The organism is Nostoc sp. 'Peltigera membranacea cyanobiont' 213 (genome assembly GCF_002245975.1).
GTDB lineage: Bacteria > Cyanobacteriota > Cyanobacteriia > Cyanobacteriales > Nostocaceae > Nostoc.
On the sequence record NZ_NOLI01000086.1, the window covers coordinates 1 to 17,871 of the forward strand.

A 17,871-nucleotide genomic window follows, 5' to 3' on the forward strand; every position below is an offset into this window, starting at 1 on the left:
GCCTTTGACTACGGGCGGGCAAGATGCCCACCCCACAATAAGTACTTGAGTATTTTTTATTTGAAAGTCCCTTATGCTTTTGTTGATGAAACGCATGAGTTTATTAGGGATTTCCAAGAAATAAATTACTTAAATAAACAGAGAGTTTTTTTCGTCAGTTTTTTGGGTATTTTTTTATTTGGAAGTCCCTTAATAAAACACATGAGTTTGTTGATGAAAATTATAATTTTATACTTAAAGCCAGTAGGGTGCGTTACGGCTTCAGCCTAACGCACCGCCAAACACTCAAAAATAGAAAGACTGTACACAACGCAGTGTGTAAAAAAAAGCAATAAAATATTTAAATATCTAAAAAACTCAGTTACATCTAAATTTTTGAACTTAATTGCGGAATTTAGAACTAAAACGGTGTGTTAATAGTAAATAAGATATACATAGTCATAGGCAGGATATGATACTTGAGACTGCGGCGATCGCAATTGGCACTATAATAGCCACCAAAGCCTTAGAAAAAACCACCGAAAAGGTAACAGAAGTTTTATTAGATAAGACTGGTCAGTTTCTCGTCATCCTCAAAAAATAAATGTTTGCCAGTCCTTGTTTGCTAGGGAGCATCCTGATGTAGCTTCTAGCTTGAACAATTTAGCTTCCCTCTACGATAGCCAAGGACGGTACAGCGATGCCGAACCTCTGTACATTGAAGCCCTGGCAATGTGCCAACGGGTGTTAGGTGTTAATCATCCCAATACAGCGAAAGTTCAAAAAAATCTAGCAATCCTGCAACACCAGTCTAATCCCCCCGCTATTCGCAAAGGTCGATTAAGTCACTTTATGCAAATATTAAAGGCGATATTAATTTTACCCTTTTCCATGCTGTGGCGATTTATTAAAAAATTAATTCGTAATTAAAATATTGGTTTTGTGCAATTGAGAGTGGAGAAAGCAATTAGTTGAGTGGAATTATTAGATTCTGCTGATGCACTACAAAAATTAAAATATACAGCACAAACAGAAGACTGGGTAATTGGTGTAGTGAATGCTGACGGCGAAAAATGCGATCGCTGTTGGAACTACTCCACTCCTATGGGAGAATCAGCAGAACATCCCTTAATTTGCGAACGATGTGTTGCAGCCTTAGCCGGAGAGTTTTAACAAAATAAAACTTACTGGCTACAAACAAAGCCTAATGACACTAGCTGATTTTTGCGTTCTGATTGGATTTTTGCTCTGAATTCTTCAAACGTGTCGCCTGACTTTCACGTCCGGTTCTGAAGCCAAGTCGGAAGGGCGACCTTCCGGCTTAGGTCAACGGTTTTCCGCTAATTATGATAAAATTATCCACTTCTTTACACCAGACTAAACATTGCCAAATACTTACTATCTAGAAAACAATGATTGGCTAAATATCAGCTTCAGACTATGCCTTGCATTGGTTATCGGGGCAATTATTGGCTTAGAACGCCAAATGAGTCACAAACCGGCAGGTTTAAGAACTCATACGCTGGTGAGTATGGGTTCTGCTGTATTTACCTTAATAATTATGCAAACGGGAGAACTGCAAACTAGTCCTGATGCACTTAGCCGCGTCATTCAGGGGATTGCAGCCGGTGTAGGATTTCTCGGTGCTGGAGAAATTGTGCGCCAATCTTCTCAAGAATCACAGCGACTTGAAATTCATGGACTCACCTCAGCAGCAGCTATTTGGGTTTCGGCTGGATTAGGAATTGCTGCCGGCTGTGGTTTATGGCAGTTAGGATTGATTGCTGCTCTGCTGACTTTTTTGATTCTCAAGGTCTTTAAAAGGTTAGAAAAACATCAATAATCAAGGACTTTTTATGCCCGTGAGAACTTTTTGCGTAGCCGTCCCAATGGCAACTCTATAAAATGGTAAATCATATATGCCAATCCAACAGAAATTAATAGAGAAATTCCTGCTTGCATAAATTTATGCAATTGGGGTAAGTACATGTTAACTGTGAAAATCACAGTATAATGCACAAGGTACAAAGAGTAAGATAGTACACCCAAAAAACGCATCCAGTTTAAATTTAGCAAGGGGAATAATCCCCAGTCGGGAAAGCGAATAGCGGTAATAAAGATTGGATATAAAGCAATTCCCTGGATACTATAACGAAAGGTTTGTTGAAATTCAGGGGAGCGATATAAAAATGAAAAAATAATCAAGATTACTCCTATGGGCAGCAATAAATATTTCCATGTTTTTTTAGAATAATACTGTTTATCCAGCATGGGGTTATTATTAACTGCCAATGCACAACCGAATAGAATACTATCTAACCGAGTATCTGTTGCATAGAATATACGTTCTGAAGATGCCCCAAAACTATAAACCTGAAGACACCGCCAGAGTAAGGTTGCTAAACATAATCCCCAAAGAACTAGCATTTGTCTGTGTGGAGTTATACGCAATTTGCGTAGAGCTAGATAAAGCAGGGGGAAAAGTAAGTAAAAGTGTTCTTCGACAGCGAGAGACCAATATACGCCACTACCGGGAGTAGTTCCATTAGGAGAAAAAATTGTATAGTAGTTGTTATAGTGTAAACACTGAGACAAAAACGCTGGTAAACGAATTTCTCCCTGAATAAATCCTAAGACAGTTAAGGCAGCCCCTAAAAACAACACTAGGTAAAATGCGGGCCAAATACGCAGGATTCTTCTTGTATAAAAAAGCTTAAAATCAATAGTTTGATAGCGATCGTATTCTCGCCTAAGAATAGTTGTTATTAAATAGCCACTGAGAAAGAAAAATATTGTTACGCCGAAGCCTCCAGGAAAAAGCTCGGCAACTTTTGCATGGGATAAAAAGACAATTACAAAAGCAACAGTTCTTAGCCCATCCAGAGATGGTATGTAGAATTTTGAGTGTGCATTTGCACCAGCCGCAATATCTGGATTACTTGCAGGGGAAGATGTTAAAGGTTTTTCCAAGAATCTTTACTCCTTGATGGTGCAACTAAATAAGTTGAATAATTTGTGAGATAAATAATCCAGTAAGTTATCTGACATACCGCAGTTATACAGACATATTCTATTTTTTTGTAATTTTTATTATACAATAGTCGAGACAAAATTGTGATATGGGAGAGACTAAAATTGAGTAAGAATACTTGTGGTAATACCACCCAAAAGTCGTTTTGTCAAAATATGAATTTTGCTCAAACGGCCATAACTCATTAAGTGCTAACGGAGATTAAAATTCCTTAGAAGTTTGTCACCCAACGAAAAACTATAGGTTTTCAACCAGAGGATAATTATTAAGAGTAGCTCTTTTCAAGGTTGGCAAAAATGTTGGTTAATAAATTTTTTAACCTCTTATACCAATTTAATGTGAAGTTGCAAATATCTCGATCCCCCTAAATCCCCCGATAAATTAGGGGACTTTGATAGATGTTTTTCCGGTTCCACCCTTAATAAGGGGAGCCAGCGAGGTCTTGGGGGTTTCCCCCATGAGCGACTGGCGTGGGCTAGGGGGATCGAATTCTATGCAGCTTCATAAATAATTGGTATTATCTATGTTTTTCCTGCGTGTATATTAGTTAAATAAATTACTTTTAACCCGCAGAGGCGTAGAGTACGCAAACAGAAAAAGAGATTTTTGGAATCACCTTAGAAAAGACTTATTCTAAATCATTATAAATTTGGGATTATTTGTCCTGCTTTCACAAAAAGAATTTGGGAGGACTTCAACCACTGGGAATCAAAAGAACCCAAGTGAGTTGTAGTAATCAAGGTTTGAAAGCGGTCTTGAATAGCATCAAGTAATTGGTTTTGGCGGGATAAATCTAGTTCGGCAAGAACATCATCAAGTAATAGCAGGGGTGGTTCTTGGACGATTTCTTCAATTAATTGTAATTCTGCTAATTTTAAGGCTAGAACCAGCGTTCGTTGTTGACCTTGGGAACCGTATTGACGAGCGGGTGTCTGGTTAATAGTTAACTCTACTTCGTCACGATGAGGGCCAACAAGAGTAGTGCCTTGGTGCAGTTCGGCAACGGTTCGCTGCTGAATTTTTGCTAAAAAAGCTTGCTGCACTTCTTCTGGATGGTTATTTTCTAAAGGAATATTAGGCATGTACTTAATTTCTAGAACTTCTGTACTGCCACTAATACTGGCGTGCCAAGCACTAGCAATGGGAGCTAATCTTTGGATGGCGCGATCGCGTCTTCTAATTACCCTAGTTCCTGTGGTAGCTAACTGTGCATCCCATACCGCTAATTCTGACTGTAAAGACGTTGCATTTAACGTCTCTACATGGCGTTTTAAAAAGGCATTTCGCTGACGTAGTACATGGTTATACTGCTGTAAAATGTGAGCATAAACTGGTTCCAGTTGAATTAAGAGTGTATCTAACCAATTGCGGCGACCTTCCGGGCCGCCGCGTACTAAGTCTAAATCCAAGCTGGAAAACTGCACTGCATTGAGAACGCCGAGAAAATCCATTTGACGGCGAATAGATTCACCATTGATAGCAACACTCCGGCGACCATTGCGCCGGAGTGTTAAAGTCAGGTCACTAATACCTGTTTGTCGCTCAAGGGTGGCATTAATTTGAGCTATGGCTTCCCCTTCTTGAACCAAATCGCGATCGCGGGTCATTCGGTGCGATCGCAATGTCGCCAGCAACTCCACCGCCTCCAACAAATTCGACTTTCCCTGAGCGTTATTACCTACCAAAATTGTTTTGGCAGCATTAAACTCAACCTTTTGGTCTTGGTAATTGCGAAATTGTCTGAGGTTTAGAGTTTTCAGGTACATGGTGGGGATTGGGGAATGGGTACTGGGGAATGGGGAATGGGTACTGGGGGGACAAGGAGAATAAGCAATACCCAATTCTCAATCCCCGATCCCCAATGCCCAATTTACACAGCCTTCTTGCCCATAATCCGCAAAAATATTTTCTCTGCTTCAATCCAGACAAACATTAAGGCACTGAAGCCAATACAGACCCCCAATTCTTGCATATTGAGATAGTGAGTACCAAAGAAATCTCGCAGGGGTGGGACGTAAACTAGCATCAACTGCAAAATCGTGGTGACGACCACAGCCGCTAGTACAAATATATTAGAGAAGGGATTCATCTCGATAGTCAGTCGGTTATTGGAGCGAATGGCGATCGCATGTCCCATTTGGGCAATACACAAGGTGGTAAATACCATCGTCTTCCAAGTCTCTGGATCTCCCTGATACCCAGCTGCATGAGTATGTTGATAAGCCCACCACATCAAGGCAATGCTGATAATGGCAAAAATTATGCCAATGCGAATCATATAAGAACCCAATCCCCTAGCGAAAATACTTTCGCGGGGACTAAAAGGCGGACGTTGCATCACATCCGGTTCTGGAGGTTCCACAGCTAATGCCAAAGCTGGTAAACCATCTGTCACCAAATTCATCCACAAAATTTGTAAGGGGGTAAGGGGAACGCCTCCCAAACCAATTAGGGGTGCGGCGGCAATTGTCAGAACTTCACCAATGTTACTGCCCAGGATGTATTTAATAAAACGGCGGATATTGGTGTAAACAACTCTACCTTCCTTGGTTGCACTGACAATGGTGGCAAAGTTGTCATCAAGTAAGACCATATCGCTGGCTTCTTTACTGACATCAGTGCCAGTAATACCCATTGCAATCCCGATATCGGCTTGTTTGAGGGCTGGGGCATCGTTAACACCATCGCCTGTCATGGCGACAAATCGGCCCCGGCGTTGCAATGCTTGGACAATTCGCAGTTTGTGTTCTGGGGAAACCCTAGCATAGATGCTCACTAGGTCAACATTTTGCTCTAATTCCTGGTCACTCATCCGTTGCAATTCTTGACCTGTGAGGACACGTGCGCCTTCCTCAGCAATTCCCAAATCGGTAGCGATCGCTCGTGCTGTTAATTGGTGGTCGCCAGTAATCATCACTGGGCGAATCCCTGCTTCACGGCATTCTTGCACAGCTGCCCTTACTTCTGGGCGGGGTGCATCCAGCATTCCCACTAATCCCAGCCAGACTAAGCCTTGCTCAGATTCTTCACCTGAACCTTCCGGTGGGATTTCTGCAAGGGGTTTGTAGGCAAAACCTAGCACTCGCAAACCTTTACTCGCCATCAGGTCATTTTCTGCCAAAACTTGCTGGCGTTGTGCGTCGGTTACAGGGGCTGTGTCATTGCCCAAATGAATTTGAGTGGAACGTGCCAAGATTAACTCTGGAGAACCTTTGGTAAACATTAAATAAGGTTCCGATTGGAGAAAACCGGCGATCGCCGGATCGACACCTCTCGAAGATGCTTCACCTGTGGCGACTCCCTCCACCTGAGAAATCACGCTCATCCGCTTCCGTTCCGAGGAAAAAGGGAACTCCGCAACGCGAGGTAACTTACTATTCCACTGGTCTTTTTCGATTCCGGCTTTTCCCGCCAAGGTGACTAATGCCCCTTCTGTCGGATCTCCTAAAATTGCCCATTCACCTTGTTCTTTTTGCAATACGGAGTCATTACAAACAACACAGGCTACTGATAGCGCTGGGATTTCTGGAGATTCCTCTAGGGAAATTTTTTGACCATTTAACTGAAAGTCTCCTGTAGGAGCATAACCTTCGCCGGTGACGCGAAAGGTTTTGTCGTTAGTGAAAACCGATTGCACGACCATTTTATTTTGAGTCAGTGTGCCGGTTTTATCAGAACAGATGGTGGTTACAGAACCCAAAGTTTCTACTGCTGGTAATTTGCGAATCAAGGCATTTTGGCGCACCATTCGCTGGGTTCCCAATGCCAAAGTCACGGTAATTACAGCAGGTAAACCTTCTGGCACCACAGCAACCGCCATACTCAAGGAAACTTCCAAGAGTTCTTGGATGTTTTTAAAACCCCCGTCTTTGATGACACCGCCAACGACAACGATCGCCACCAGAATTAAAGAACCCGTAACTAGGACGTTACCCAGTTGAGTCATCCGTTGCTGTAACGGCGTAGGTTCGCTTTCCACCGCCTGCAACATCGTGGCAATTTTGCCTAATTCTGTTGTCATTCCGGTGTTAGTCACCAGAACCTTGCCGCGTCCTTGGACTACTTCGGTTCCTTGAAAGACGACATTGAGGCGATCGCCTAATGATGTTTCCTCCGGCAATTTTAGTGATGCCTGTTTATTCACCGCTTCGGCTTCACCAGTCAGCGCCGACTCACGTATTTGTAAATTAGACTGTTCGATCAAGCGGCCATCTGCGGCTATCTGCATCCCAGCTTCTAGCAGCATTACATCCCCTGGAACTAGCTCCTTGGCTGCTATCTCCACCAGTCTAGCGTCGCGCATGACTCGCACTAAGGGAGAGGTCATTTTTTTCAAAGCTGCCAAGGCTTTTTCGGCACGGCTTTCTTGGACGTAGCCGAGTATGCCATTGAGAATGACAATTGCTAAAATAGCGATCGTATCTTTAAATGGCACTTCACCAGGCTTTAATCCGCCCGACTGCAAACGCATCAGGTCTAAAAACCCAGAAATTAAAGCCACGCCAATCAGCATCAACAACATAATGTTCTTGAACTGATCCAGCAAAATTTCCCAAGCACTACGGCCAGCAGTTTCTTCAAGTTCGTTGGGGCCGTATTTTTGTAATCTCTGTTCAATTTCTTGGGGTGTTAAGCCACTGTCTGCATTACTATCAAGCAGGTCTAGCGCTTTATCAACTTCTAAACTATGCCAAACGGCGGCACCTTCAGGCAGAGAATTAGCAGACATCGTGTAAGTCACAGGAAATGGTTACAAAATTCGATCATAATTTAGTGATGGCAAGAATTGCATCTTCTAAAGTTACATTAAGGCGATCGCTCAGTTGGATGAATGTATATGTAATTCTTAACATTTGGAAATTCCTCCTGTTTTGACATAGTATTATTTCTCACGAAAGAGTCGATCGGAACACATTTTACCGATAATTGTCAGTACCCCGCTCTAAAGGTGGCAATCAAGAACCACATTTAGATAGCTGACCCGCCTAAGTACTTTTTGTACTATGTTATTGGCAAGAGTTAAAGACCTACTTTGGGATGCGTGATCCCAGTCCCAAACTCTAGAACTAAATGGTTAAACATCTTTACGAGGGGTAAAGAAGTGCTGTTTGGATAGTACCGACCAATAACTTTGGCAAAGCTCACAATCCGGTCTTAGCAAGGCGCTCCCGACATATAGGGAAACGGGTAAATACTACTCCTCTGTTTACTCACCCAATTAGGGGGAGCCACTGCTTGACTAAGATTTTCCGCATCAAGCAATTGGTGTGACGGCGCTTAAAACCGCTTGAGTCATGTTTCCTCCCTACCCAAAGGTGAGGGTTTTTTATACTTCCCCCAAGGTTTTATGAGTTTTGCACTCCCCACTTTGACCGTTAGCCAGATGTTTGGGCAAAGAACAATTCGACCGCTTACTGCTGCTACCTTGTGTGGCATTACTTTCATCAAAGATAGACTAATTGCCATTGACAGTATCAAAGGGCATCTACTGGAGATCGATCCCACTTCTGACAACAGCAAAATTCTTAATCCCCATCAAGTTAAAGAATTTACTGATGTCACTGGTATAGCGGTGTGGGAAGATACCCTCTGGGTGAGCCGAGAAAATAGTGTTTACTTGTGCAAGCTCGATGCTTTAGGTCTAGAACATTTTGTGACATTGCCTTATCAGGTTGATGGCGTTGCTGTTTGGGAAACAACAGTTTATGTCAGCTGCCAAAGGCTAGGCTACATTCTGATTTTTGACCGCGAAACGCGAAAAGAGATTACCAGATTTTATGCCCCAGGCGTTGGCATAGAGAATTTAGCTGTAACTCAGGAAATGCTATGGATTTGCGATCGCACCGAACAATCAGTTTACGCGATGGACAGGGCCACAGGAGAACTGCAATTTAGTGTCCTGACCCCCTTTGAATGTCCCACAGGCATTGCAATCCATAAAAATGGCGAAACAGGCAAAGAAAGTATCTACATCGCTTACGCCACAGAGGAGCCTTATATTCGAGATAACCCCAATGCCGATCCGAGTCATGAGTTAACATTCCGCGATCGCACTTTTATTCATCCCCTGTATTATCATTACCAGCCAGATAAGCGTTACGCCCTCTCTAATGGCTATCTGATTGAAATGTCTTATGCTGAGGAAATTGCCCCCTTAGATGAGGTGTATTTACCTGATGTCGAATGGCGCATCGCTCTACCATCGGAAACTGAGCGTCAAAAAGTGAAACACGTTGAACCCATTGGTATACCCTTTACCGAAGAAGTGGTCGAAGGTCAACGCGTAGCAGTCTTTAAATTTGATTCTCTTGCTCCAGGCGAACGGCATATATTTGGCTGGAAAGCACTTGTGGAAGTTCGAGGAATTAAGTATCGCATCACACCCAGAGATGTAGAAGATATACCTGAACTTTCCCCAGAATTACAAACGCGCTACCTAGTAGATGACGACGATTTAGCAATGGATACTACCATTGTTCGCCGTGCCGCTAGAGAAGCTATTGGTTCTGAAACCAATGTGCTGCGGAAAATGCACAGCATCCGCAACTACGTTTACGATCAGTTATCCTACGGTATTAAACCTTACATTGACACACCAGATACGGTTTTAGAGCGGGGTGTTGGTTCCTGTGGCGAATATGTAGGTGTTTTACTTGCCCTATCCCGTTTAAATGGTATCCCTTGCCGCACCGTAGGCAGGTACAAATGTCCTCCCCATAGTGACTTAGTAGGAGTACCGCTACAACCCGACTTTAATCATGTTTGGCTGGAATTCTACGTCCCGAATTTTGGCTGGTTGCCAATGGAATCAAATCCTGACGATATCGGTGAAGGTGGCCCTTATCCAACGCGCTTCTTTATGGGTTTATGCTGGTATCACATTGAAATTGGCAAAGGTATCACCTTTGAAACCGTCACAAGCAAAGGTTCGCGGCTAACCAAAGAAGATATCCCCATCGGTGATTTGGCGATAAATCATATTCGATTCACAATTCTTAAAGAATTGCCACCCTTTTGAATTAGGGCATTGGGAAAAGAACCCTGAAAAAGTAGGGTGTGTTACGCCGTAGGCTAACGCACCTTAATATTCTCTGCTTAACCACAATTTTCGTCTACTTCTGAACTCTTGTTCTGATTCAAGTATTCTTCAAACAATTCAAAAAATTTCTGTAGTGCCTCATGCTCATCTACAGAATAGAAAAGAATTATTTTAGCCCATGACTGACCTGAGTTAATTCCATATTTTTCTTTAATCCATGATTGAAAACCTTCAAATTCTCTTTCTGGCTCAGTTGGGAGTATGCCAACTTCTCTTCGAGACAGACTGTATCCTCGCAAAAGCATATCAAGTCTAGTAATTGAACTACTTCCTAAATACATTCCTGGTCTTTTCTTTATCCCCTTTAGAATCTCGTCATAAATATCAAACTGACGAAACTTTGAATTATCTTTAGTAGGGCTATATTTTTCTTCTCTTTCGAGAATTTTTGAATCATTTTTATGTTTGAGAAACTTCTCATATTCTTCAAAAAATCTGTAGAAGGCATTTCTCTCAGTATGACAAAGAAACATAATTATCTCACTCCACGATCGTGAAACTGTAATTTTTGCTCTTTCTTGCATCCACTCGTTAAATCCCTCCATTGGGTAGCCTTCTGGATTTAATCCGAAGTGTTCTATTTGACTGAAATACCACCCACTTACAAAGGAACTAAGGTGAGTAATTGATGGCTTATCTATATACATGACTGGATTTTCTTTAATATCTTTGAGGAGTCTAGATAGATTGCTCATATTGATTACTCCAATTTAATTTAGTAAGTATGGTGTGTTATGCCGTAGGCTAACGCAACTTAATACTCTCTGTTTAACCCACTAGTTCCGTCTACTTCTGAACTCTTGTTCTGATGCAAGTATTCTTCAAACAATTCAAAAAATTTATGTAGTGCCTCATACTCATCTACAGAATAGAAAAGAATTATTTTAGCCCATGACTGACCTGAGTTAATTCCATATTTATCTTCAACCCATGATTGAAAACCTTCAAATTCCCTTTCTGGCTCTGTTGGAGGTACGCCAACTTCTCTTCGAGCCAGACTATATCCTCGCAAAAGCATATCTAGTCTAGTGATTGAACTAGTTCCTAAGAACATACCTGGTCTTTTCCTTATGCCCTTTAAAATCTCGTCATAAATATCAAACCGAGGAAACATAAAATCTTGACGAAGCCTTACAACGTCTTCAGGTTCTTGAATTTTTGAATCATCTTTCTGTTTTATAAACTTTTCAAATAGTTCAAAAAAACTATAGAAAGCATTTCTGTCACTACCACAGGAAAATATAAGTATTCCAGCCCAAGATCGAGTCACATTAGTTTTTTCTCTTTCTTGTATCCATTCTTGAAATCCTTCCATTGGGTAGCCTTCTGGGGTTAATCCTAAGTCACTTAGTTGACCTAAATACCCCCCGATAAAGAACTTAAGACAAGTAATTGATGGCTTGTCTATGTATATAACTGGATTTTCTTTAATCTTTTGGAGAAGCGTAAAAAGCTCATTCATGCCAGCAACCTCTACTTTGGTGAATGTTTAGTAATTGAATAGCCATATTGTGCTTTTATTGCAGTCAATCTTTCCTATCACGAGGGGGTGAATTATCTGGCAGTGGATCGGCACGAACCACATCGCTAATCCATCCATTCTCAATATTATTGTTAAAATAATTTGCATAATCATCCCATGTCATGGTATCGCCAGTTGAGGATTCATAAACGACTCCACGAGTTTTATTATTACCATCTCCATCATTTAATTTAATCCAAAATACATAATCACCAGACGGAGGCTCGCTACCACCAAAATAACGACCTGGATATTGATTAGCTAAACTTCTAATTGCCCCTGGTGCAGGCCGCCAACTTCGATAATGATTAGTTACAAATTTGTCGGGATAACCAGACCTCCTGTAATGCACTGTTTCGTGAAATTTATAATTATAAAGAACTGAAGATTGACCTTGTGGCCCACAAACCAAATTAAGTGGATAAAAAGAACAATATTTTTCCTTAGCTTGATTTTGAGCCTGCTTCCAAATATAAAAAGTAGCAATACCAGGTAAGCGCATATCCTCAATAACTGTAGTCCTAGCAACAGCTTCCACAGATGAAGTAGTAGCTCCTGTACCTGTAGTTGTGCTAATCTCTGTTGTTCTGGCAGCCTCCGCAGTATGAGAGAATAAAGCCGAACCACATTCAGGTTGAACAGCACAAGCGTCTAGATATGACAGCAATGCAAATGCAGGTTGAGGTAAAATAACTTTAAATATTAAAAGTAAAATAAAAGTCCGAATTCCAATTGATTTGTAAACAGATTTCTTTATCGTTAATCGCATTAGTCTTAACTCCTGAGATACCAAGATAAAATAGGTGAACTTTACATCTAGTTTGTCTGATATAGGACTAGTATTTGAGAGAGCATTTATAAAGTAAACCTTAAATTGTAGGGTGTGTTAAAGCAGCGCGTAACGCACCTGAAAATATGGTGCGTTACGGCTGAATTAGACTTTCTCAAACCCTCAAATTCTTACACAGCCGTAACACACCCTACTTCATATTTACTTTATAAATAGGCTCTGATTTCTGAAAAGATACGTAGGGTGTGTTAGCGACAGCATAACGCACAATCGTCAAGGGTTTAGTGCGTTACGAACTGCGTTCTAACACACCCTACAATACCTAGTTTTGTTCAAAAATCAAATATGATTCCTATAAGAGTTGAGAACAATGTCAGTAAAAGTACGATGATTTAGCAGTTATTTTTTATATTAAACCAATTTCAATAGGTAAAGCAATTAGCTATTAACTCTTAAACTTGGCAATGGATATGATTGAGTTTGCCTAACATCGGCAAATTCACAGATTGAGTTAAATGGGCAAAAACGGCAGTGAGAACCAGGATTCGGAGGAAATATTTTACTAAAATTGTTCGTTTCTTCCTGATATTTATGCAAATCGTGCTGATGCTTGTGGGCAATATTAGCTAATTCAAATTTTAAGGATTCTAATTCACTATTATTGATGCTAATTAACTCAGACTTCTTACATATTTCTAAATTATAAAATGATGCCACAGCTTCTCTTCCGGGGTAAAGATAACGAGCAGCTACCAAATAAACTAATGCCTGTCGTTTGTCAAAAGCTGACTTACCAGTTTTAAAATCTAAAATATGTAAAGTGCTATCAGACTCAATAAAAACGCAGTCCATAGCTGCATATAAGCGAAAGCAATAATCTTCTTGTTCAACTACTATCGGTTTAGGAAAACCTTCATCACCCGGAGTTAATTGGATAATATCTTTATCCAAAAGCAACGGCGCATCGTGATACTTTTTCAAAATTTGCAGCACGCGTTGCTGGACTTGATCGCTTGAATTGCCTAATTTTAGTAGCTGTGCAACTCTTTCTACACCATCTGCTTGCTTTAACAGATGCCTGTGATGATGAAACTCATAAACGCCTTTTTGGGCGAGTATGCCAATCCTCTGGGGTGCAGTAGCTTGCGATAACAGCGCTTTAACTTTTGGTTCGTGTTGCCGTGCTTTGATAAACCCCCGTCTCATCTGGCAATGCCAGCGTTCTTGCCCAGTTGCTGGGGCAACTAGAGACCAAAGGTGATAACTGGCAAAAGGTCGATCGGGGGTTGACATTGCTCAGAAACAGTGAGAGAAGATACGGTGGGGAGAAGTTTAAGCTAAGGCTTTCTTAGAAAAAAACTTCGAGTGATAATTGCTACTACACACGCTTTGCAGGAAGCTTTTATAGTACTGATTATGTCCGCGGGAGCAAGTGGCAAAAATGTCCAGCAAGATAGAATTTGGCACCGATGGATGGCGAGGGATTATTGCCGATGACTTTACTTTTCCTAATGTACGGAAAGTAACAAGGGCGATCGCCACTTATTTGGAAACAGCTTACAAAAAAGATAGACCAGTACTTGTTGCCTACGATACTCGCTTTTTAGCTGACCAGTTTGCCCAAACGGCGGCCCAAGTCCTGGCAGACTTGGGTTGGACTGTGAAAATTACCGATCGGGATTGCCCCACACCAGTAATTGCCTACAACGCCCGTCACCTAAATTCCGCAGGGGCGTTGATGTTTACTGCTAGCCATAATCCAGCACACTACTGTGGAATTAAATATATACCCGATTATGCTGGGCCTGCCACTCCAGAGATTACTGATACTATTGTGGCAAATCTAGAAAGTGCATCGGATGAGTTGCCTGGGAGCAAATCATCAGGTTCCATTTCAATTTTCGATCCCAAACCTGATTACCTGCAATTTATCTATACTCTACTTGATATAGAAAGAATCAAAAGCGCTAATTTAAAGGTAAAGTATGATGCGCTATATTCTACCTCTCGCGGCTATTTAGATGAAGTTTTACAACATAGTGGCGTTCAGCTAGAAAGTTTTCACGATTGGAGGGATGTTTTATTTGGGGGTGGAATGCCAGAACCCAAAGGAGAACAATTAGTTGAGTTAGTGAAAGCAGTAGTTCGCGATCGCGCTGATTTGGGTTTGGCCACAGATGGAGATAGCGATCGCTTTGGTATCGTCGATGAACAAGGAACTGTCCTCACTCCCAATACTGTGCTGCTAGTTTTAGCCCGTCATTTAATCAAAAATAAAGGCAAAACTGGCGCGATCGTTCGTACTGTCGCTACAACTCACTTGCTGGATAATTTCGCTGCTAAAAATGGGCTACAAATTTACGAAACACCAGTTGGTTTTAAATACATCGGCGAAAAAATGCGCGAAACTGCTGTATTAATTGGTGGAGAAGAATCAGGTGGTTTGAGTATTATCGGGCATATTCCCGAAAAAGACGGGGTTTTAGCCGATATGTTAGTGGCAGAAGCGATCGCTTATGAAGGCAAACCACTAAGTCAAATGGTGGCAGAAGCGATCGCCCAAGCCGATGGCCCACTTTACAACAACCGCCTAGATTTGCACCTCACAGGGGCGCACAAAACCGCCGTCATCGACTCCTTTACTAAAAATCCTCCTACAGAGGTAGCAGGAATTCAAGTCAAGGAAGTGGGACGTAAAGATGGTATTAAGCTGTATTTGGAAGAGGGTAGCTGGGTTTTACTGCGTCCTTCCGGTACAGAACCACTGGTGCGCGTCTATCTCGAAACCAACACTCCCGAAAAACTCACCAAAATTGCCCAAGAGTTAGAGAGTGTCATTGCTCAATTAGAAGCATAAGAAAAAGGAGTTAGGAGTTAAGAGTTGTAAATTAACAATTCTTAACTTCTAACTCCTATTAACAGTTATGAGTTCTAAATTAATAACTCCTAACTTTCCACTCCCCACTTCAATAAAAAAAAATATGAAAACTCTCGCTCCTTTTTTTACATCTCTAGTTGTAGCGGTTTGGGTAATTGCGATCGCAATTATTTCAGTCCAAAATGCCACACCCGTATCGTTAAAATTCTTAACATTCCAATCGATTCAAATACCAATGGGTTTAGTTCTGGCTTTTAGTGCTGTTGTCGGGTTAATTGGCATGGCACTGCTGCAACCTCTCTGGGGACTTGCTGGTATTGGCCAAGGTAATTCTCGATTAGAAGAGGATGCCGAATTTTTTGTTGATGATGAAGATTTTTGAGGTTTGAAAAAACATACAAAAGTAAACCAGTTCAATACTCTTCATCTGCTAATATGCACAATTGTGTCATAAGCCAGGAATACAAGGGACTTCCAAAGAAAAAAATAACCAATCGCTGTGTAAGCAGTTCTTGCAGAGGGATCTTAGCTGAGGGAGTAAGAAAAATATAATCTGAATAAATTGGATAGTTTATTTTCTGGAAGTCCCTTATCCCTGAACATTATCTTAAGGATTGAAATAACTGAAGGCTTCTGAGAGGTAATCAGCAGCAGATGCCACAACTGCGATCGCACTTTCATAATCTAGTCGCGTTGGCCCCAAAACTCCCACACTTCCGACTGGTATTGAACCTCGGCGATAGGTGGAAGAAATTAAAGTACAGGTGCGAATCGGTTCTAAGGGATTTTCTGCACCAATGCGAACCGTTACCCTTGATTTCCCAGCATCCTCTGGTTCTGGTTCCTCAAATATTAATCGCCATAGTTGGTCTTGTTCTTCTTCCAGCAGGTGGATAATTGTTTGTACCTGCTGTAACTGGGAAAATTCCGGCTGGCGCAAAACTTCTGATACACCCCGAACCATAATTTGGGTTGCAGTCGGCGCAAGAGTGCGACGAGTCAATTCCGCAACTGAATTTTTCAAGAATTCCCCGTAGCGTTGGAATTCTTGATCTAGTTCGCTCCAGTTGAGGTTGGCTAATTCCAACAGACTTCGCCCCCGCAAATGGGTATTCAAAAAGTTAGAAACAATCTGCAACTCGCGATCGATTACCTCTGAATCGCGTTGTGTTTCTTCTGATATTGGCGACAAATCCATCAATTTGGAATGCGTCTCATAACCTTCGGTGACAACAATTAACATAATCTGCCCAGCTTCAATTTGCACTAATTGCAGATGTCGCAATAGCGCTGTTGTAGTTTGTGGCATAGCGATTAAGCTAATGCAACCACTCAAGGTTGCTAAAATTTGCGCGGCTCCTTGTAGTAGGGTTTCTAAACTCCGATCTTCCCACTGAAGATGCTTGTGCAGTGCTACTTCTACTTCTCGCCCTAAAGCTTCTGGACTATTTCGTGGAAGCAAGCTACGCGTAGCATCTGTCTGCGACACGCTGCGCGAACGCAGAGAAGGTGTAATTAGCTGGTCAACATAAATGCGATAGCCTGAGTCTGATGGTACTCGTCCAGCAGAAGCGTGTGGTTGGTAGAGTAATCCAGACTTTTCTAAAACGCCCATGACATTGCGAATAGTGGCTGAACTTACACCCAAGTCGTACTCTTCGACCAAAGCCTTTGAACCAACAGGCTCTGCTGTAGCAATGTAGTGACGTACCGTTGCCCAAAGTATATGCTGTTGTCGATTTGTTAACTGGACTTCCATAGGATATGTTTTGCTAGAGGCAAATTTTAATCAAATTCTGGAAAATTTCTGGATTTGATTGAAAAAAAAGAATATTAATAATTAATTAAGATAACAAATTATAGAATTATATTGTGATAATTAATTTTAAGGTTTACGCACAATACTTTTTAAAATTGCACTCTAAATAGAATTTAGGCTTTTGCAGCCAAAGCTGAAAGTTTGGATTTATAACATCCTTTATCAGCTTATTTTTGCATTATTCTACACTGATAAAAGTATTATGGGATACGTATTTTTGCGGCGATCGTAGCGAAGATTTGGGTGGAAAAGTTCCGTAAGTATGTAGCAAGTTGAGAAACTTGCTAACTTGATATAGTGATGTTTTCACAATCACAAAAGCCAGATGGAAGAGTTAATTTCCATTCCATCTGAGTAATGCACCTAAACACAAGCTAATACTGGGGAATTGAATGGTCTACTAAGATGGAGTAAGCGTCAATACCGCCAGAAATATTTTGCACATTTGTAAAACCTTGAGCAATTAACCACTGGCACATCTGGGCAGAGCGAATACCGTGGTGGCATAATACAAGGGTTTCAGCTTGGGGATTGAAGAGGGTAGGTACTTCATCTCCCCATTCGGCAAATTTACTCAAAGGTAGGTTGACAAAGCCCTCAATGCTAGCGATCGCCAATTCTTCTGGTTCTCGCACATCCACTAGCTGTATACTTCCATCACCAGAGGAAAGACGTTTTGCCAGTTCTTCTACACTAATCTGGTTCATGGGTTGACTAAAAAAATTCCCGATAAACAGTCCTAATCTTATTTTA

General features: G+C 41.5%; 17 protein-coding genes and 1 pseudogene. 8 read left to right on the forward strand and 10 right to left on the reverse strand.

What is annotated here, in order from left to right; all coding sequences use genetic code 11:
- The 5 genes and pseudogenes from CDG77_RS37775 to CDG77_RS21495 form a co-directional block, all read left to right on the forward strand.
- On the forward strand, window positions 1–270 hold a 270-nt coding region (locus tag CDG77_RS37775), incomplete at its 5' end, for a hypothetical protein (protein WP_223269910.1).
- Window positions 271–451: 181 nt separating this feature from the next.
- A complete protein-coding gene (locus CDG77_RS38595; protein ID WP_262985164.1) occupies window positions 452–583 on the forward strand; it encodes a hypothetical protein in 132 nt (43 codons plus the stop codon).
- The gene (locus CDG77_RS21485) at window positions 580–909 is read left to right on the forward strand and encodes a tetratricopeptide repeat protein (RefSeq protein WP_094331355.1); all 330 of its coding nucleotides are present in this window, start codon (window positions 580–582) and stop codon (window positions 907–909) included. Before CDG77_RS38595 ends, CDG77_RS21485 begins: the two co-directional genes overlap by 4 nt.
- A gap of 45 nt (window positions 910–954) precedes the next feature.
- A pseudogene (locus tag CDG77_RS21490) lies at window positions 955–1,152 on the forward strand (zinc finger domain-containing protein); the annotation flags it as partial.
- A 211-nt stretch (window positions 1,153–1,363) separates the two neighbouring features.
- Window positions 1,364–1,822, forward strand: a complete 459-nt coding sequence (locus CDG77_RS21495; RefSeq protein WP_094331357.1) for an MgtC/SapB family protein — start codon at window positions 1,364–1,366, stop codon at window positions 1,820–1,822.
- An 11-nt stretch (window positions 1,823–1,833) separates the two neighbouring features.
- Here CDG77_RS21495 and CDG77_RS21500 read toward each other — a convergent pair whose 3' ends face one another.
- From CDG77_RS21500 to CDG77_RS21510, 3 genes are all read right to left on the reverse strand, one after another.
- Window positions 1,834–2,949, reverse strand: coding sequence for an acyltransferase family protein (locus CDG77_RS21500; protein ID WP_094331358.1), 1,116 nt, complete (start codon window positions 2,947–2,949; stop codon window positions 1,834–1,836).
- Between the two features lie 702 nt (window positions 2,950–3,651).
- Window positions 3,652–4,776 carry a DNA replication/repair protein RecF gene (gene recF, locus CDG77_RS21505; RefSeq protein WP_094331360.1) on the reverse strand — a complete coding sequence of 375 codons (1,125 nt, stop codon included), beginning with the start codon at window positions 4,774–4,776 and terminating at the stop codon, window positions 3,652–3,654.
- A 104-nt stretch (window positions 4,777–4,880) separates the two neighbouring features.
- Window positions 4,881–7,739: a cation-translocating P-type ATPase gene (locus tag CDG77_RS21510; RefSeq protein ID WP_094331361.1), complete on the reverse strand. Its 2,859-nt coding sequence runs from the start codon at window positions 7,737–7,739 to the stop codon at window positions 4,881–4,883.
- Window positions 7,740–8,357: 618 nt separating this feature from the next.
- Here CDG77_RS21510 and CDG77_RS21515 point away from each other — a divergent pair.
- Complete coding sequence (locus CDG77_RS21515; RefSeq protein WP_094331362.1) at window positions 8,358–10,028, forward strand: transglutaminase-like domain-containing protein; 1,671 nt, start codon at window positions 8,358–8,360, stop codon at window positions 10,026–10,028.
- Between the two features lie 77 nt (window positions 10,029–10,105).
- On the opposite strand, the gene CDG77_RS21520 is transcribed toward CDG77_RS21515, so the two are convergent.
- The 4 genes from CDG77_RS21520 to CDG77_RS21535 form a co-directional block, all read right to left on the reverse strand.
- Window positions 10,106–10,804, reverse strand: a complete 699-nt coding sequence (locus CDG77_RS21520) for a hypothetical protein (protein WP_094331363.1) — start codon at window positions 10,802–10,804, stop codon at window positions 10,106–10,108.
- A gap of 59 nt (window positions 10,805–10,863) precedes the next feature.
- On the reverse strand, window positions 10,864–11,571 hold the full coding sequence (locus CDG77_RS21525) for a hypothetical protein (protein WP_094331364.1): 708 nt from the start codon (window positions 11,569–11,571) through the stop codon (window positions 10,864–10,866).
- 64 nt (window positions 11,572–11,635) lie between these two features.
- Complete coding sequence (locus CDG77_RS21530) at window positions 11,636–12,400, reverse strand: hypothetical protein (protein WP_094331365.1); 765 nt, start codon at window positions 12,398–12,400, stop codon at window positions 11,636–11,638.
- 459 nt (window positions 12,401–12,859) lie between these two features.
- A complete protein-coding gene (locus CDG77_RS21535) occupies window positions 12,860–13,714 on the reverse strand; it encodes a PD-(D/E)XK nuclease family protein (RefSeq protein ID WP_094331366.1) in 855 nt (284 codons plus the stop codon).
- Window positions 13,715–13,862: 148 nt separating this feature from the next.
- Between CDG77_RS21535 and CDG77_RS21540 the strand changes: the two genes are divergently transcribed.
- Window positions 13,863–15,278 (forward strand): phosphoglucomutase/phosphomannomutase family protein, encoded by a 1,416-nt coding sequence (locus tag CDG77_RS21540; RefSeq protein WP_094331367.1) that lies wholly within the window; start codon window positions 13,863–13,865, stop codon window positions 15,276–15,278.
- Window positions 15,279–15,402: 124 nt separating this feature from the next.
- A complete protein-coding gene (locus CDG77_RS21545; protein WP_094331368.1) occupies window positions 15,403–15,681 on the forward strand; it encodes a LapA family protein in 279 nt (92 codons plus the stop codon).
- 225 nt (window positions 15,682–15,906) lie between these two features.
- Here the strand turns inward: CDG77_RS21545 and hrcA are convergent, their stop codons facing one another.
- The 3 genes from hrcA to CDG77_RS21555 all read right to left on the reverse strand — a co-directional run bounded on the left by hrcA (window position 15,907) and on the right by CDG77_RS21555 (window position 17,825).
- Window positions 15,907–17,058 (reverse strand): heat-inducible transcriptional repressor HrcA, encoded by a 1,152-nt coding sequence (gene hrcA / locus CDG77_RS21550; protein WP_094331369.1) that lies wholly within the window; start codon window positions 17,056–17,058, stop codon window positions 15,907–15,909.
- Between the two features lie 238 nt (window positions 17,059–17,296).
- Window positions 17,297–17,428 carry a hypothetical protein gene (locus CDG77_RS38600; RefSeq protein WP_262985163.1) on the reverse strand — a complete coding sequence of 44 codons (132 nt, stop codon included), beginning with the start codon at window positions 17,426–17,428 and terminating at the stop codon, window positions 17,297–17,299.
- Window positions 17,429–17,492: 64 nt separating this feature from the next.
- Window positions 17,493–17,825, reverse strand: coding sequence for a rhodanese-like domain-containing protein (locus tag CDG77_RS21555; protein ID WP_094331388.1), 333 nt, complete (start codon window positions 17,823–17,825; stop codon window positions 17,493–17,495).
- Window positions 17,826–17,871: the final 46 nt, after the last annotated feature.